This is a genomic window from Streptomyces sp. NPDC002776, assembly GCF_053592195.1.
Map to the genome: position 1 here is coordinate 210279 of NZ_JBSFVG010000006.1, position 14672 is coordinate 224950.

Sequence of the window (14672 nt, forward strand, 5' to 3'; positions counted from 1 at the left end):
GGTAGCAGAGCTCAGCGCCGGTAGAAGATCCGGTCGCCGTACTCCGCGAACACCCGTCCGTTCCACTCGTGCCCGCCGTCCACGTTGCCCGAGCGCAGCAGCGGCGGCTCGATGCCCCGCTCGGCCAGGACGCCGGCCGCGGTGGCCATGACGGCCTGGAGCAGGGCCGTGGTGACGACCGTGGACGCGGGCGCGAACGGCGCCGGCACGGTGTCCAGGGTCAGCTCGGCGTCCCCGACGGCGATCTTGGAGTCGAGGACGAGATCGCAGTGGTCCTTCAGATACGTCCCGGACACGTGCCGTGACGTGGTCTCGGAGGCGTACGCCACGGACGTCACGCCGATGACCTTCACGCCCAGCGCGCGGGCGTTCATGGCCATCTCCACCGGCAGCGCGTTGCGCCCGGACAGCGAGACGATCACCAGGGCGTCCCCCGCGCGCAGCGGTGAGGTGTCCAGCACGGCGGCGGCCAGCCCATCGACCCGCTCCAGCGCGGACCCCAGCGTGGCGGGCATCACGTCGACGCCCACCACCCCCGGCACGGCCAGCAGGTTCATCAGGGCGAGCCCGCCCGCGCGGTAGACGACGTCCTGCGCGGCGAGCGAGGAGTGTCCGGCGCCGAACGCGAACAGCCGCCCGCCGTCGGCGACCGTGTCGGCGAGCAGCGTGCCGGCCGCCTCGATGGTGCCGGCCTCCTCGTCGCGGACCCGCTGGAGCAGCCCGATCGCGGCGTCGAAGAACTGGCCGGCCAGCTTGCGGTCGCTCATGCGCGGGGCCCCTTTGCCTGCGAAGTGCGGTGGTGGTGATCTGTGTCGCGGATCACCGTGCGGTCTGGACCACTGCGGTGTCAATACGGCGGTACGGCGGTCCCAGGCCCCCGGTGGGCGTGGCCCCGCGCCCCCGGCCGGGAGCGCGAAACCCCCTGGTTTCAACGGCGCGGCACGGTTGTCAGCGCTATGCGTCAGAATTGAGGCCAGGGCCAGCGCACGCGCCGCGAAGCTGTCGCGCTTCCGGCAGATCTCATCAAGGGGCACGTATGTCCGGACTGATCGACACCACGGAGATGTATCTCCGCACCATCCTCGAGCTGGAAGAGGAAGGTGTGGTCCCCATGCGTGCCCGGATCGCCGAGCGGCTCGACCAGAGCGGGCCGACCGTCAGCCAGACGGTGGCGCGGATGGAGCGGGACGGACTGGTGTCCGTCGCCTCCGACCGCCACCTGGAGCTGACGGACGAGGGGCGCCGGCTCGCCACCCGCGTGATGCGCAAGCACCGCCTCGCCGAGTGTCTGCTCGTCGACGTGATCGGCCTGGAGTGGGAGCAGGTGCACGCCGAGGCCTGCCGCTGGGAGCACGTGATGAGCGAGGCCGTGGAGCGCCGCGTGCTGGAGCTGCTCCGGCACCCCACCGAGTCGCCCTACGGCAACCCGATCCCCGGTCTGGAGGAGCTCGGCGAGAAGGACGGCGCCGACCCCTTCCTCGACGAGGGCATGGTCTCGCTGGCCGAGCTGGACCCGGGCCTGGAGGGCAAGACCGTCGTGGTGCGCCGGATCGGCGAGCCGATCCAGACGGACGCGCAGCTGATGTACACGCTGCGCCGGGCGGGCGTGCAGCCCGGCTCGGTGGTGAGCGTGACCGAGTCCCCGGGTGGTGTGCTGGTGGGCAGCGGCGGCGAGGCGGCCGAGCTGGCGGCGGACGTCGCCTCGCATGTGTTCGTCGCCAAGCGCTGACCGTAACTGCCGGGACCACGGGGGAAGTTGAGGCGAACGACGCGATCTCGTCGTTTACGAGATCCAGTCCGCCGAATCGCAGCGCTCCGGCGCTTCGCGTGCAAGGCTGTCGCGAGGGGCATATGACCTGAGGGGGCGGAGAATGCGCCGCAGACGTGTGGAGGGCCCCGGCGCCTTGCGGCGCCGGGGCCTGTCCTCCCCTGTGTCGACCCGGAGCCCCGAGCTCCCAGGGTCGTTCCCCTCGGACCGATTTCCCCGAGCGGTCCGCCTCCCGTTGAAGATCTCCCCTCGGCTGCGGCGGTCAATCCTTGAGGGAGGTCACTCGAACGAGGGGTGTTGTCCGCCCAGACAGCATTTTCGAATAGAGGTTCGATAATCTCCGGGTGACACCGACGCATTGGCACGGCAGGCGGAGCTAGGGGGGTGCCAGACCTATGGCGCGGCGTATCGACGTGACCGGGACGGACGGGGTACGCCTCGCGGCCTGGGAGTTCGCCGACCCACCCAAGCACGACCGGCCGGCGTCCGCGGAGGGCGAGCCGGGGCACGGCGTGCTGTTACTGCACGGGCTGATGGGCCGGGCCTCGCACTGGGCGGCCACGGCCCGTTGGCTCTCCGAGCGGCATCGCGCGATCGCCCTGGACCAGCGGGGGCACGGCCGCAGCGACAAGCCGGCGCAGGCCGCGTTCACCCGTGAGGCATACGTGGAGGACGCCGAGGCCGCCCTTGAGCAGCTGGGCCTTGCGTCGGCCGTCCTGATCGGGCACGCGATGGGGGCGCTGACGGCCTGGCAGCTCGCCGCGAAGCGGCCCGACCTGGTGTCGGGCGTGATCATCTGCGATATGCGGGCCTCCGTGCTGGGCGCGGCCTCGCAGCGGGAGTGGGCCGACTGGTTCAGGTCATGGCCGCTGCCCTTCGCGACGCTGGCCGACGTACGCAAGTGGTTCGGCGAGGACGATCCCTGGGTGGAGCGGCCCAATCCCGCGCGCGGGGAGTTCTACGCCGAGGTCATGCAGGAGGGCGAGGACGGCTGGCGGCCGGTGTTCGAGCCCGAGCAGATGCTGAAGTCCCGGGAGACGTGGGTGTACGACGCGCACTGGGAGGAACTGGCGCAGGTCCAGTGCCCGACGCTGGTCGTGCGCGGGCTGGACGGGGAGCTGGGGCGGGCGGAGGCGCAGGAGATGGTGCGGGTCCTTCCCAGGGGGGAGTACGCGGAGGTGGCTGACGCCGGTCATCTTGTCCACTATGACCAGCCGGAGGCTTGGCGGGGGGCGATCGAGCCGTTCCTTGACGCGGTGCGGGCGGTTTGAGGGGCGCGCTCGGAGGGGTGGGGTCCCGGATCGTCTCGCGGTTGCGGGTGGGTGGGGGCTTGTCGCGCAGTTCCCCGCGCCCCTTAGGGAGTTGTTCTCCCCTCAGCCTTTGCTTACCGCCGTCAGGATTTCCGGGAGTCTTGCCGCTGTCTGCGGGGCCGCCAGGCGTAGGCCCAGGAGCGTGATGGCCGCTCCGTACGCCGCCCCGACCGGCAGGAGCAGCCAGGTCCAGTGCTCGCCGTTCTCCGACACGTTCAGCCAGATCGTGAGGGCGATGAAGGGCGCGCAGAGCAGCGCCGCCGCGACCATGCCGCCGAAGATCGAGATCCAGGCCAGCCCCACCTGCCCCGGGGCCACGTTCTTGTAGCCCTCCTGCGGAATGGAGTACGGAAAGCGGGCCGAGGTCCAGGCGCCGGTCGCCAGCATCGCGCCGAGCAGGGCGAAGGACAGGCCCAGCGCCTCGGGCAGCCGGGACCAGTCGCCCAGCAGGGCGGCCGTCAGGACGGTCACCAGCGTGGCGTACGGCAGGGTGATCAGCAGCAGCGCGTACGCACGCGCGCGGAGTTCGACGTAGGCGTCCCGCGGCGACGAGATCGTCAACGCGACCATCCAGAACGCCGAGGTGTCCTGGCCGAACTGGTTGTACATCAGGATCCCGAGCATCCCGGCCGCGAAGCAGGCGAAGTAGATCGAACCGGTGCCCTGCACGGCGTTGAACACCGGCACGATCAGGCCGATGGCCAGCGAGGTCACCCAGGCCGCCTTGGTCTTCGGATCCCGCCACATGTACCGCAGGCCGCGCCCCATGACCGTGCCGGTGCGCCCGGCGGGCAGCAGCCGGGCCAGGCCCGTGGACTGCCGTACGGCCGTCTCGGTGGCCGCTTGCAGGGTCGAGCCGTCCGGTTCGGTCATCAGACGGGTCAGATGCCGGGACCATACGGCGATCAGGGCCGCCAGCGCCCCGGCCGCCAGGCCCAGTTGCAGCAGCGCGACACCCCAGGCGCCCTCGCTCGCCGCGTCCACCGCGCCGATCGCCGACGCCGGCGGGAGCCAGCGCACCACGTCGGCCGCCGGGTCCAGCTCCCCGAGTCCCGACGAACCGAGCCGCTGCGCGCCGAAGTTGACGACCTGGGCGCCGACCGCGATGACCAGACCGCTCAGGACCGCCAGATCCCGGCCCTTGCGGCTGGTCAGCAGGCGGATGTTGGCGGCGGCCACGGCCCGCGCGAGGGCCACGCACACCAGCAGCGCCAGGACGACTCCGACGACGCCCACCCCGTACGCCAGGGGGCCGCGCGCGACCGCGATCACCGAGCCGGTCAGCAGGCAGAGGGTGAACAGCGGGCCGATGCCGACCAGAGAGGCCGCGAGGAGGGCGCGCACCAGGGCGCGGGGGCGCAGCGGGAGCATGACCAGGCGGGTCGGATCGAGGGTCTCGTCGCCGCCGGGGAAGAACAGCGGCATCACCGCCCAGCCGAGCGCGAGCACCGCCACCAGCAGGATGGCCAGGGACGCGGCGTGCGCGTGGCCGCGCAGCGCGATCAGGCCGATCAGCTGCAACGCGGCGAACAGCAGCGTGACGACGACCGAGGCGACGTAGGCGGCGCGCCGGCCGCTGGACTGGCGCAGCCCGTTGCGCAGCAGCGACAGCTTCAGCCGCACGAAGACGGAGGTGACGGAGGTGACCGGAGCGGTCGGGGCGGCCGGCGTGGTCGTGGGCGCGCTCATCGGGCCCCGCCGCCCAGCCAGTCGAGGTCGGACCCGGCATCGCGGCCCTGGGCGCCGACCAGCTCCAGGAACGCCCGCTGGAGGGAGGGCGCGTCCCCGCGGACCTCGGCGAGGGTGCCGTGCGCCCGGATGCGGCCGGCCGCCATGACGGCCACCCAGTCGCACAGCGACTCGACGAGCTCCATGACGTGGGAGGAGAAGACGACGGTGGCGCCGGAAGCGGTGTACCGCTCCAGGACGCCCCGGATGGTCTGCGCGGAGACCGGGTCGACGCCCTCGAACGGCTCGTCCAGGAAGAGCACTTCGGGGTTGTGGAGGAGAGCGGCGGCGAGCCCGATCTTCTTGCGCATGCCGGTCGAGTAGTCGACGACGAGTTTGTGCTGGGCGCCGGCCAGGTCCAGCACGTCGAGGAGTTGCGTGGCCCGCTTGTCGACCTCGGCGCCGGGCAGACCGCGCAACCGGCCGGTGTAGGCGAGCAGTTCGCGCCCCGACAGCCTTTCGAACAGCCGCAGCCCCTCCGGCAGTACCCCGATCCGTGCCTTCACCTGGACCGGGTCCCGCCACACGTCGTGCCCGACGACCTCGACGGACCCCTGATCGGGCCGCAGCAGGCCGGTGACCATGGAGAGCGTGGTGGTCTTACCGGCCCCATTGGGCCCGACCAGGCCGATGAACTTCCCGGCGGGCAGCTCCAGATCGATCCCCGCGACGGCGACTTGCTGCCCGAACCGCTTCCAGAGCCCCCGCACCACCACAGCTGACGTCATGCCCGAACCCTACGGGCCGGGGCTAGCGGTCCCGTCCGCACGCGTAGGCGAGGGGGGAGATCAACTCCTCGGCGTCCGGGAGCCAGCGGTTGGCGGGGGTGGGGCGGCAGGCCCACTGGACGGCGCCGCGGGAACCGAACCGGGTCGGCGGAGCGGCCACCCAGCTGCCCTCGCCGAGCGCGAGGAGATCGAGCGAGGAGGGTGACCAGCCGAGCTTGCGCACCAGGTCGGGGACCTTCGCCCCGGCCCCCGGCAGCACGAAGAAGTGCATCCGGCGGTCCGGCGTCAGCGTCACGGGGCCGAGCGTGAGCTCCATGCGCTCCATGCGGGCCAGCGCGAGGAACCCGGCCGTCTCCGGCACCGAGATCGCGTCGAAGGTGCGCCCGGTGGGCAGCAGGATCGACGCCAGCGGCTGCTTGGACCACATCCGGCGGGCGACCGTCGCGCTGCCCGTGGCCTGCGTCCCCCAGTCCGCGCGCGCGGGATGCGCCCCCGGCGCATCGCACGAGGCGTCGCCGCACGAGCAGTGCTGCATCCCGTCGACGGCTTCCAGCCAGGTGCCGGGAAACACGTCCCAGTGGCGCTCCTCGGTGTAGCGAACGGCGGTCTCCAGCAGCGATTCCCCGCGCTGCTTCGGAATCTGAGCGGCTTCAGTGCCCGCGATCGTCTCTTCCACGCACATCACAACTCCCGCACCCACCTCGGGTTACGGGCGTAGCGCGCGCGGGGGAGGAGCATCGATTCGGCATCTGGGGCGCATGGATGCATGTGTGGGGGCGCGCAGGAGGATCCGTGGCGGGAGGTGGGTAGCCACGAGTGGGGTCGGACACAGGTCTTACCCCGGCAATCCTCGCATGTCTCGCATTTTCGGTATGTCCGCGGGGCATTGATCTTCCCGGCCGGATCTTTTCGGTGCGAAGACACGTCAACTCGGTGCTGTGGCAGGCACCGCAGCCACAGGGGGTACGCCATGGCCGCAAGGCCGCTCGTCGCGCGGCAGCCGAACGAAAGGTTGCAGGCGCTCATCCAGGAAGCGGGCTGCTCGAACGCCGGGCTGGCCCGCCGGGTCAACATGTGCGGCGCCGAGCACGGCCTCGACCTGCGCTACGACAAGACGTCCGTGGCCCGCTGGCTGCGCGGCCAGCAGCCGCGCGGACGTGCCCCGGCGATCATCGCGGAGGCCCTCGGCCGCAAGCTCGGCCGTACGGTCACGATCGACGAGATCGGCATGGCCAACGGCAAGAACCTCGCCTCCGGGGTCGGGCTGCAGTTCTCGCCGACCGTCCTGGGCGCCATCGAGCAGGTGTGTGAGCTGTGGCGCAGTGACGTGGGACGCCGGGACTTCCTGTCCGGCTCGTCCGTCGCCGCCTCCGCGCTCGTCGAACCCAGCCGGGACTGGCTGATCTCGGCGCCCGACTCCCAGGTGGCGCGCGCGGCGGGCCCGCGCGTGGGGCAGTCCGACGTCGCCGCCGTGAAGGCGATGACCCAGGCCCTGGTCGACCTGGACCACCAGTACGGCAGCGGGCATGTGCGCCCGGTCGTCGTGCACTACCTCAACAGCGTCGTCTCGGGGCTGCTCGCCGGGTCGTACCGGGAGGCCGTGGGGCGTGAACTGTTCGCCGCGGTCGCCCGGTTGACCGAGCTGGCCGGCTACATGGCGATCGACACCGGCCAGCCGGGCCTGGCGCAGCGGTACTACATCCAGGCCCTGCGGCTCGCCCAGGCGGCCGGGGACCGCGGCTACGGCGGTTACGTCCTCGCCGCCTCCATGAGCCATCTCGCCGCGCAGCTCGGGAACCCGCGCGAGATCGCGCAGTTGGCGCGGGCGGCGCAGGAGGGGGCACGCGGTCGCGTCACCCCGCGCGCGGAGTCCATGTTCTACGCGGCCGAGGCCCGGGGCCACGCGCTGCTGGGTGACGTACGGGCGGCGCAGACGGCGTCCGGGCGGGCGGTGAGCGCGCTGGAGGCGGCGGATCCGGCCGCCGGGGACGATCCCGTGTGGATCGCCCACTTCGACGAGGCCTATCTGGCCGACGAGTTGGCGCACTGCCACCGCGACCTCGGGCAGGCCGAGGCGGCGGCGCGGCGGGCGCAGGAGTCGCTGGCCGGGCTGCCGGAGAGCAAGGCGCGGCGGCGCGCGATCGGTTATGTGCTGCTCGCCACGGCGCAGGTCCAGCAGCGCGAGGTCGAACAGGCCTGCCACACCGGCCTGAAGGCCGTGGAGCTGCTGGAGACCCTGCGGTCCAACCGGGGCGCCGACTATCTGGAGGACTTCCAGCAGCGGCTGGAGCCGTACCGGGAGGAGCCCGTGGTAAGGGAGTTCGGCGCCCGGCTGGAGCTTCAGGCGGCTGCGTGAACGGCCCGGACACCCGGCAGTGAACACCGGGGAAACGGCGGCGGGAAAAGGGAGAGGAGGAGGGGCACAGGGAAGGGGGGACCGCTCTGTAACGGCGGTCACAGGGACGGGCGTCACGGTCTGCGCTGCGTGGCACGCGGCTCTCGGGACCCGGTAGCGTGAGCCGACGATCCCGAAGGTCCCCCATTAGTAGGAGTCCCGGTGACGCAGAGTGGACAGGGCGAGGAGCCCTCGGCGCGACCCGCGCGCGAAGGCATCGTGCTGCCCTCCGACGGAGGCGAGCCGTTGCTCCCGGGCATGACGGGCGGCCCCGGCGGCCCCCGGCAGTACGCCCAGCCGGCCCCGCCGCCCGCCCCGGCGGCCCCGCCCGGCGGCCAGGCCTGGAACGGCGCCTGGGGCCCCGAGCAGCACCAGCCCCCGGCGGCCCCGGGCCAGGGCTGGGCGCCCGAGCCCACCCAGCCGTGGGCCGGACCGGAGCAGCCCGCGGCGGCCTGGGGCACCCCGGACCGGCCGCCAGCCGCCTCCCAGCCGCTCCCGCCGGAGAACGCCCCGGCACCGGCGTACGGCACACAGGACCACGGCACACAGGACTACGACCCGCGGGGCTACGGCACACAGGACTACCGCGCGCAGGACTACGGCACTCCCGCCCCGGGCTACGACTCCCAGGGCGCCGGAGCGCTGCCGCCCGCCGCGCCCGCGCCCTACGGTGACGACGGAGCCACCCAGTACCTCCCGCCCGTCGCGGACGGCGCCACGCAGTACATACCGCCGGTCGCCGGAGACGCGGCCACCCAGTACATACCGCCGGTCGGCGGCGGCGCCCTGCCGCCCGAGGTCACCCCCGAGGCCCCCGCCGAGAGCACCCAGGTGCTCGGCCGGGTCCGGCGGAACGCGGGCCCGGTGCCGAACCCGGTGCCGAACCCCGTGCCGAGCCCGGACGCCGAGGCCACGCAGTACATCGCGCCCGTGCCCGCGGGCGAGGGCGGCGAGCGGCAGCCGCCCGCCGAGTTCGACAGCCTCTTCCGCAGCGAGCCGGGCGGCGAGCCCCCGGCCGCCGCCACCCAGCAGATGCCGCGGTTCCAGCAGCCCCAGCCGGGGCCGCACGGCGGCCCGCCGCCGACGTTCATCCCGCGGCGTGCGACCCACGACGACGAGGACCGCCGCCAGGGCGGCCGTACCGGCTCGCGGGTGACGCTCTTCGCCGCCGTCGGCGTCGCCCTCGCGGTCGTCGGCGTCGGCGCGGGCGCGCTGCTGGCCAGTGGCGGCGGGGAGGACACCGGCGACGACAAGCCCGTCGTCGCCGCGGCGACGGCGAGCGAGTCCGCCGCCTCGCCCTCCCCGTCCGTCGATCCCGTCCGCCAGCAGGCCGTGGAGCTGGACAAGCTGCTGGCCGACAGCGGCAACAGCCGGACCATGGTCATCAACGCGGTGGCCGACGTGAAGGCCTGCACCAACCTCGCCCAGGCGGCCAAGGACCTCCGGGACGCGGCCAAGCAGCGCACGGACCTGGTGACCAAGCTGTCCACGCTGGCCGTGGACAAGCTGCCGCAGCACACCGAGCTGACCGCCGCACTCAACAAGGCCTGGCAGGCGTCCGCGTCGGCCGACAACCACTACGCGGCCTGGGCCGACCAGGTCGCGCAGCGCAAGGGCAACCTCTGCAAGAAGGGGCAGGCCCGGTCCACCCCGCAGACCCAGGCCGGCAACACGGCCAGCGGCACGGCCAGCGCCGAGAAGACCAAGGCCGCGGGCCTGTGGAACTCGATCGCCAAGTCGTACGGCCTGACCGAGCGCCAGCCGACCCAGCTCTGAGCGTTCAGCCGAGGTCGGCCTGCTGGAGGGTCTTCGTCACATCGACGAAGCCCTTCCGGGCCGACACCAGCCGGCCGTCCCGTACGACCTGAAGGGTCACGTCGGCGTTGACCAGCTGCGGGAAGCCCACCGAGGCGAGGCTCTCGGTGTACTCCCAGTTCAGCGGCGGGGTGAGACCGCCGGTGCTGATCTCCAGACCGTTGTCCAGGGCCCGGCGGACCGAGCGGGCGGTCACCTCGCCGCCGCCGAGGGAGTCGATGACGGACCTGAACACGGTGTAGGCGATCCAGGTGGTCTGCACTCCGGCGTCCGCGGGGTCGATGCGGTTGTCGCCGAAGGCGTGCGCGCTGATCACCTTCTTCATCTCGTCCCAGCGCTGGTCGCTGGCGACGGGATACCAGCCGGTGATGTACGCGCCCTCGTAGGGCCCGGACTTGCCGCCGGAGGCGTCGATCACGGTCTGGTCGACGCTGCCCAGCACGGTCGCCGTGCGCACGCCGGGGTACTCCTCGCGGTCGCGCCGGAAGGAGTCCATGAAGGTGCTGGTGCGGTCCCCGAGGGCGGGCACCACACAGCCGGGCCGCGCCGGGTCGGTGCCGGTGTACTCCAGCGCCCTCGTCGAGTGCTCCGAGTACTCGGTGGCGTCCTCCGCCGCCAGCTGGTCGCCCGCGTCCGCGTGGCCGCCCGCGGAGAGGCCCGAGTTCAGCAGGGCGGGCAGCTCGTCGCCCGCGATGCTGTCCGGCCGTACGAGCGCGACGGGACCGCAGTCCTTGGCGAGCTCCCGGCCGAGACCGGCCAGCAGGCTGGGCTGGCCGCCGTTGACGGGGTAGGACAGCGGGCTGGTGAACTCGGCGCCGGTGACGCCGTAGCCGCCGATGTACGGGATTCCCGCGCTCTCCAGCGTGGGGAAGAAGGAGTCGCCGTGCTGGCTGTAGGAGCCGACGACGGCGACCACCTTCTCGTCGACGGCGCGCTCGGCGCACTTCGCCGCCGAGACGCTGTCGTTGTGGTCGTTGCAGTTCAGCACGCGCAGCTTACGGCCGTTGATGCCGCCCTGGGAGTTGATCCAGCGCGCGTACGCCAGCGCCAGCGCGGGCATGCCGGGCTTGTTGGTGGCGGTGGTGTCCTGCGGTGCCCAGGTCATGACGGTGATGGGGTCGTCCCCGGCGCCCCCCGAGACACCGGGGATGACCCCGCAACCGACGGCGAGGGACGCGCACACGGCCAGGGCCGCCGCTCTGCCGGCGGTGGCTCTGACGGGTCGGGTGAGCGCGGGGAGGTGCGTATTGCGGAAACGACGCCTGCCGGTCATGGACACGCACGATTCCGTCACACAGCTAACCCGGAAGTGATCCACGGTCAACGGAAGGTGACGTCGCGGTGAATTACGGGGGGCCGTGACCAGCGGCCGGGCGGGAACGTACGATCGATGACCGTGCAAGGTTCGGAGAACTCTTCCCGTCGCGGCCGTCGCTCCTCCACCATGGGCGGCATGCCACTGAACGACATGCCGTGGTGGCGCTGGCGCAGCAATGTGCGCTCCGCGCTGCACATGCTCTCCGACCCGGTGTTCCAGCGCGACGCCTGGCTGGCCGGCGTCGACGGTTACGGAGACGTCACCGACGCCGTGTACCGCCTGGTCGAGGACACCTGGCTGGACAACTGGTCCGCCGAGAAGTACGTCGGCACGATCTTCCGGGACTCCCAGGAGGCGGCGCTCGTCGACACCGCCGTGCTGCGGGTGCTGCGGATCATGCACCAGGTCGGACCCGACGCGCCGGTCGCCGCGTACCTGGAGCACCAGGGGTGGCCGGACGCGGTGCGCGCCGCGCGGGACGCGCACGTACGGATGGCGGCGAGCGACGGCGACGACCCGGACGCGCCCCCGCGCACCCTCGAAGTCCTGCGGATCATGACCAGGTCCGCCTAGCGGGACGACCGTGATCGGCGGGCTCGGGGTGTGGGACCCTGTGGTGCATGAACGAGCAGTCCGGCCGAGCCGCGGTCCCCACCGACCAGTACGTCCTGACCCTGTCCTGCCCCGACAAGCAGGGCATCGTGCACGCCGTGTCCAGCTACCTCTTCATGACCGGCTGCAACATCGAGGACAGTCAGCAGTTCGGCGACCACGACACGGGTCTGTTCTTCCTGCGCGTCCACTTCTCGGCGGACCCGCCGGTGACCGTGGACAAGCTCCGGGCGAGCTTCGCGGCGATCGGTGACTCCTTCCAGATGGACTGGCAGATCAACCGGGCCGACGAGAAGATGCGCATCGTCCTGATGGTCTCCAAGTTCGGGCACTGCCTGAACGACCTGCTTTTCCGCGCGCGGATCGGGGCGCTGCCGGTGGAGATCGCCGCGGTGGTCTCCAACCACACGGACTTCGCCGAGCTGGTGGGCTCGTACGCCATTCCTTTCCACCACATTCCGGTGACGAAGGACACGAAGTCGCAGGCCGAGGCGCGGCTGCTGGAGATCGTGCGCGAGGAGAACGTCGAGCTGGTGGTGCTCGCCCGCTACATGCAGGTTCTCTCGGACGACCTGTGCAAGCAGCTGAGCGGGCGGATCATCAACATCCACCACTCCTTCCTGCCGAGCTTCAAGGGTGCGAAGCCGTATCACCAGGCTCATGCGCGGGGTGTGAAGCTGATCGGGGCGACGGCGCACTATGTGACGGCCGATCTCGACGAGGGGCCGATCATCGAGCAGGAGGTCGAGCGGGTCGGGCACGGTGTCACGCCGGATCAGCTGGTGGCGGTGGGGCGTGATGTGGAGTGCCAGGCGCTGGCGCGGGCCGTGAAGTGGCATGCGGAGCGGCGGATTCTTCTGAACGGGCGTAGGACGGTCGTTTTCGCCTGAGGGGCGGGGGCGGCTGCGTCGTCGGCGGCTGCGGGCTCGTCGTGGCTGGTCGCGCAGTTCCCCGCGCCCCTGAAGGCGGGTCCACTGGTCCGACTCAAGGGGCGCGGGGAACTGCGCGAACGGCCCCCAGCCACCCCCTACATCCGGCTCAACGCCGCCACCGAGAACAGCACATCCCTGATGGCCTCGCGGTCGCCCACCTGCCCCGCCGCTGCCTCCGCCGGAGACACGTGGCCGGCGGCCAGGTGGCAGAACTCCACCCCGTCCAGCGCCACATGGGCCACCTCCCACTCCCTGGAGCCCACGGCCGCCGGGGAGTCCAGGGGGATCAGCCACTCGCCGCCCCCCGAGCCCTCGATCTCCAGCCGGAGGCTCCGGCCGGGACCGCCGGCCACGCCCAGGTGGCGGCCGTGCGACGGGGCCGCCAGCCCATCGCGCCGGCGTTCGGCCAGCACGGCGGGCAGCATGCGGGCGGCGAGGTCGATCATGTCGTGCAGATGGCGTGCCGAGGGCGCCGCGTACGGGTAGTCCACCGCCTCCGCGATGTCCTCCGCGTGCACCCAGCACTCGAAGGCCCGGTCCAGCATCGCGTCGTGCAGGGTCAGCTCGAAGTCGCCGTAGGAGACCGGCATTCCGCCCGCCTGGCCGCCGGTGAAGGAGACCGTGCGGACCAGGTCGTGGCTCTGCTCCCGCCACGGCGCCCGCACCGAGCGGGTGGGCGGGAAGTGGGAGGCGCGCCAGTACGCCTCGGTGCGGGAGGACGGGGTGGGGCGGTCGGCCGGGATGCCGCCCAGGGGGTCGTCGAGGCCGAGGGCGACGGCGACCAGGCCGTCGACGGTCAGCAGATGGGCGATCACCCCGGCCACCGTCGTACGGCGGGTCGTCGCCTCGTCGGACCGGAACCACCGCAGCCGCACGGGCGCGTGCCACTCCGCGTCGCCGAAGTCCTGCAGCAGCGCGTCCAGACGCGCGGTCTCCGCGTCGTACGCCGCCGCCCAGCCCGGCACCGGGATGCGCGGCGGGCGGCGCTCCAGGCAGGTCGACAGGACGCGGGTGCGCAGGGCGGGGTCCAGGTCGAGGCTCTCGGAGGGGTGCAGCAGGCCCACGGCCTCGCGCAGCCGCAGCGCCTCGTCGGCGCAGGAGCCGCAGTCACCGAGGTGCGCCTCGACGGCGGTCGTCTCCTCCGCCGAGCACGCGGCCAGCGCCCACGCGCCGAGCAGCGACTTCAGCACCCGGTGCTCCAGGACGAGCGGCACCGGGTGCACGGCGAGGTCGGGCAGGGGCCGGCCGGTGTCCTCGACGGAGGCGCGCGGCAACGGTATGCGGGGCGGCTGCTCAGGGCCGTTGCCGTTGCCGCTGTCATCCGCCTCCGGCTCGTCCTTGGGCTCGCCCTCGTCGAACGGCTCGAACCGGTCCGGGTCGTTCATACCGAGCCCCCGTATCCCGGCGGGGCGCCGGCGTCGTGGGCGGTGGAGAGCAGTTGCAGTCCCAGGCGGAGCCGGCGGCGGGCCTCGTCCTCGGTGACGCCGAGGTCGGCGGCGGTCTGGCGGTAGTCGCGGCGCTGGAAGTAGGCCAGCTCCAGGGCGGCGCGCAGCGGCACCGGCATGGCCTGGACGATGTAGTCGGCGCGGGCGGCCACGGAGGCGTGCCGCACCTTGCGCTCCAGCTCATCGGTGGTGCCGTGGCCGCCCTGGGCCAGCGCCGCGGTCTCGGTGGCGCGCAGGCGCTGCACGGCGAGACGGTGGGTGAGGGTGGCGACCCAGGAGCGCAACGGGCCCTGCCTGGGGTCGTAGGCGTCGGGGTGCTCCCAGAGGTGGGTGAAGACCTCGCGGGTGACGGCGTCGGCGCCGCGCTCGTCGGCGAGGACGGTGTGGGCCAGGCCGTGCACCAGGGAGGCGAAACGGTCGTAGAGCTCGCCGAGGGCGGCCGCCTCACCGCGTGCGAGCCGCTGCTGCATCTTGCGGTCCCAGCGGGGCGGTGCGTCCTTCTTCGCCATGCGGCCCCCTCACCGTGCCTGTGCCCTGGTCAAGCCTGCTCCCACTGTCTCCTCGAATGTAGTCGGCACCTCTGACAGCGCACGCCCCTTTGTCGCAATGTGCGCCCCCGAC

At 72.5% G+C, this 14672-nt stretch carries 13 protein-coding genes; 6 read left to right on the forward strand and 7 right to left on the reverse strand.

The features are described 5' to 3' along the window. Positions 1-11 precede the first annotated feature (11 nt). A complete protein-coding gene (locus tag ACWD11_RS15150) occupies positions 12-767 on the reverse strand; it encodes an SIS domain-containing protein (RefSeq protein WP_389418162.1) in 756 nt (251 codons plus the stop codon). Positions 768-1036: 269 nt separating this feature from the next. Here ACWD11_RS15150 and ACWD11_RS15155 point away from each other — a divergent pair, with 269 nt between their 5' ends. Next, a complete protein-coding gene (locus ACWD11_RS15155; protein WP_389418163.1) occupies positions 1037-1729 on the forward strand; it encodes a metal-dependent transcriptional regulator in 693 nt (230 codons plus the stop codon). Between the two features lie 434 nt (positions 1730-2163). Continuing rightward, positions 2164-3039, forward strand: coding sequence for an alpha/beta fold hydrolase (locus ACWD11_RS15160; protein WP_451283349.1), 876 nt, complete (start codon positions 2164-2166; stop codon positions 3037-3039). A 102-nt stretch (positions 3040-3141) separates the two neighbouring features. Here the strand turns inward: ACWD11_RS15160 and ACWD11_RS15165 are convergent, their stop codons facing one another. The 3 genes from ACWD11_RS15165 to ACWD11_RS15175 are packed head-to-tail and all read right to left on the reverse strand — an operon-like array spanning position 3142 to position 6216. Next, the gene (locus tag ACWD11_RS15165) at positions 3142-4767 is read right to left on the reverse strand and encodes a transporter (RefSeq protein ID WP_451283351.1); all 1626 of its coding nucleotides are present in this window, start codon (positions 4765-4767) and stop codon (positions 3142-3144) included. Continuing rightward, positions 4764-5534, reverse strand: a complete 771-nt coding sequence (locus tag ACWD11_RS15170) for an ABC transporter ATP-binding protein (RefSeq protein WP_389418166.1) — start codon at positions 5532-5534, stop codon at positions 4764-4766. The genes ACWD11_RS15165 and ACWD11_RS15170 overlap by 4 nt, the downstream gene beginning before the upstream one ends. A 22-nt stretch (positions 5535-5556) precedes the next feature. Continuing rightward, positions 5557-6216, reverse strand: a complete 660-nt coding sequence (locus ACWD11_RS15175) for a bifunctional DNA primase/polymerase (RefSeq protein WP_389418167.1) — start codon at positions 6214-6216, stop codon at positions 5557-5559. A 288-nt stretch (positions 6217-6504) separates the two neighbouring features. Between ACWD11_RS15175 and ACWD11_RS15180 the strand changes: the two genes are divergently transcribed. Together ACWD11_RS15180 and ACWD11_RS15185 are read left to right on the forward strand one after the other, a co-directional pair. Next, the gene (locus tag ACWD11_RS15180; RefSeq protein WP_389418168.1) at positions 6505-7890 is read left to right on the forward strand and encodes a transcriptional regulator; all 1386 of its coding nucleotides are present in this window, start codon (positions 6505-6507) and stop codon (positions 7888-7890) included. Positions 7891-8091: 201 nt separating this feature from the next. Beyond that, positions 8092-9705, forward strand: a complete 1614-nt coding sequence (locus ACWD11_RS15185) for a hypothetical protein (RefSeq protein WP_451283354.1) — start codon at positions 8092-8094, stop codon at positions 9703-9705. A gap of 4 nt (positions 9706-9709) precedes the next feature. Here the strand turns inward: ACWD11_RS15185 and ACWD11_RS15190 are convergent, their stop codons facing one another. Next, the gene (locus ACWD11_RS15190) at positions 9710-11017 is read right to left on the reverse strand and encodes an ABC transporter substrate-binding protein (RefSeq protein WP_389418170.1); all 1308 of its coding nucleotides are present in this window, start codon (positions 11015-11017) and stop codon (positions 9710-9712) included. 117 nt (positions 11018-11134) lie between these two features. Between ACWD11_RS15190 and ACWD11_RS15195 the strand changes: the two genes are divergently transcribed. Together ACWD11_RS15195 and purU are read left to right on the forward strand one after the other, a co-directional pair. Next, positions 11135-11635 (forward strand): SCO4402 family protein, encoded by a 501-nt coding sequence (locus tag ACWD11_RS15195; RefSeq protein ID WP_186284491.1) that lies wholly within the window; start codon positions 11135-11137, stop codon positions 11633-11635. A gap of 47 nt (positions 11636-11682) precedes the next feature. Next, entirely contained in the window at positions 11683-12564 is an 882-nt protein-coding gene (gene purU / locus ACWD11_RS15200; RefSeq protein WP_451283356.1) for a formyltetrahydrofolate deformylase, read from the forward strand. 137 nt (positions 12565-12701) lie between these two features. Here the strand turns inward: purU and ACWD11_RS15205 are convergent, their stop codons facing one another. After that, positions 12702-13991 (reverse strand): zf-HC2 domain-containing protein, encoded by a 1290-nt coding sequence (locus ACWD11_RS15205; RefSeq protein ID WP_389418172.1) that lies wholly within the window; start codon positions 13989-13991, stop codon positions 12702-12704. After that, on the reverse strand, positions 13988-14560 hold the full coding sequence (locus ACWD11_RS15210) for a sigma-70 family RNA polymerase sigma factor (protein WP_389418173.1): 573 nt from the start codon (positions 14558-14560) through the stop codon (positions 13988-13990). Before ACWD11_RS15210 ends, ACWD11_RS15205 begins: the two co-directional genes overlap by 4 nt. Between the last annotated feature and the right edge of the window lie 112 nt (positions 14561-14672).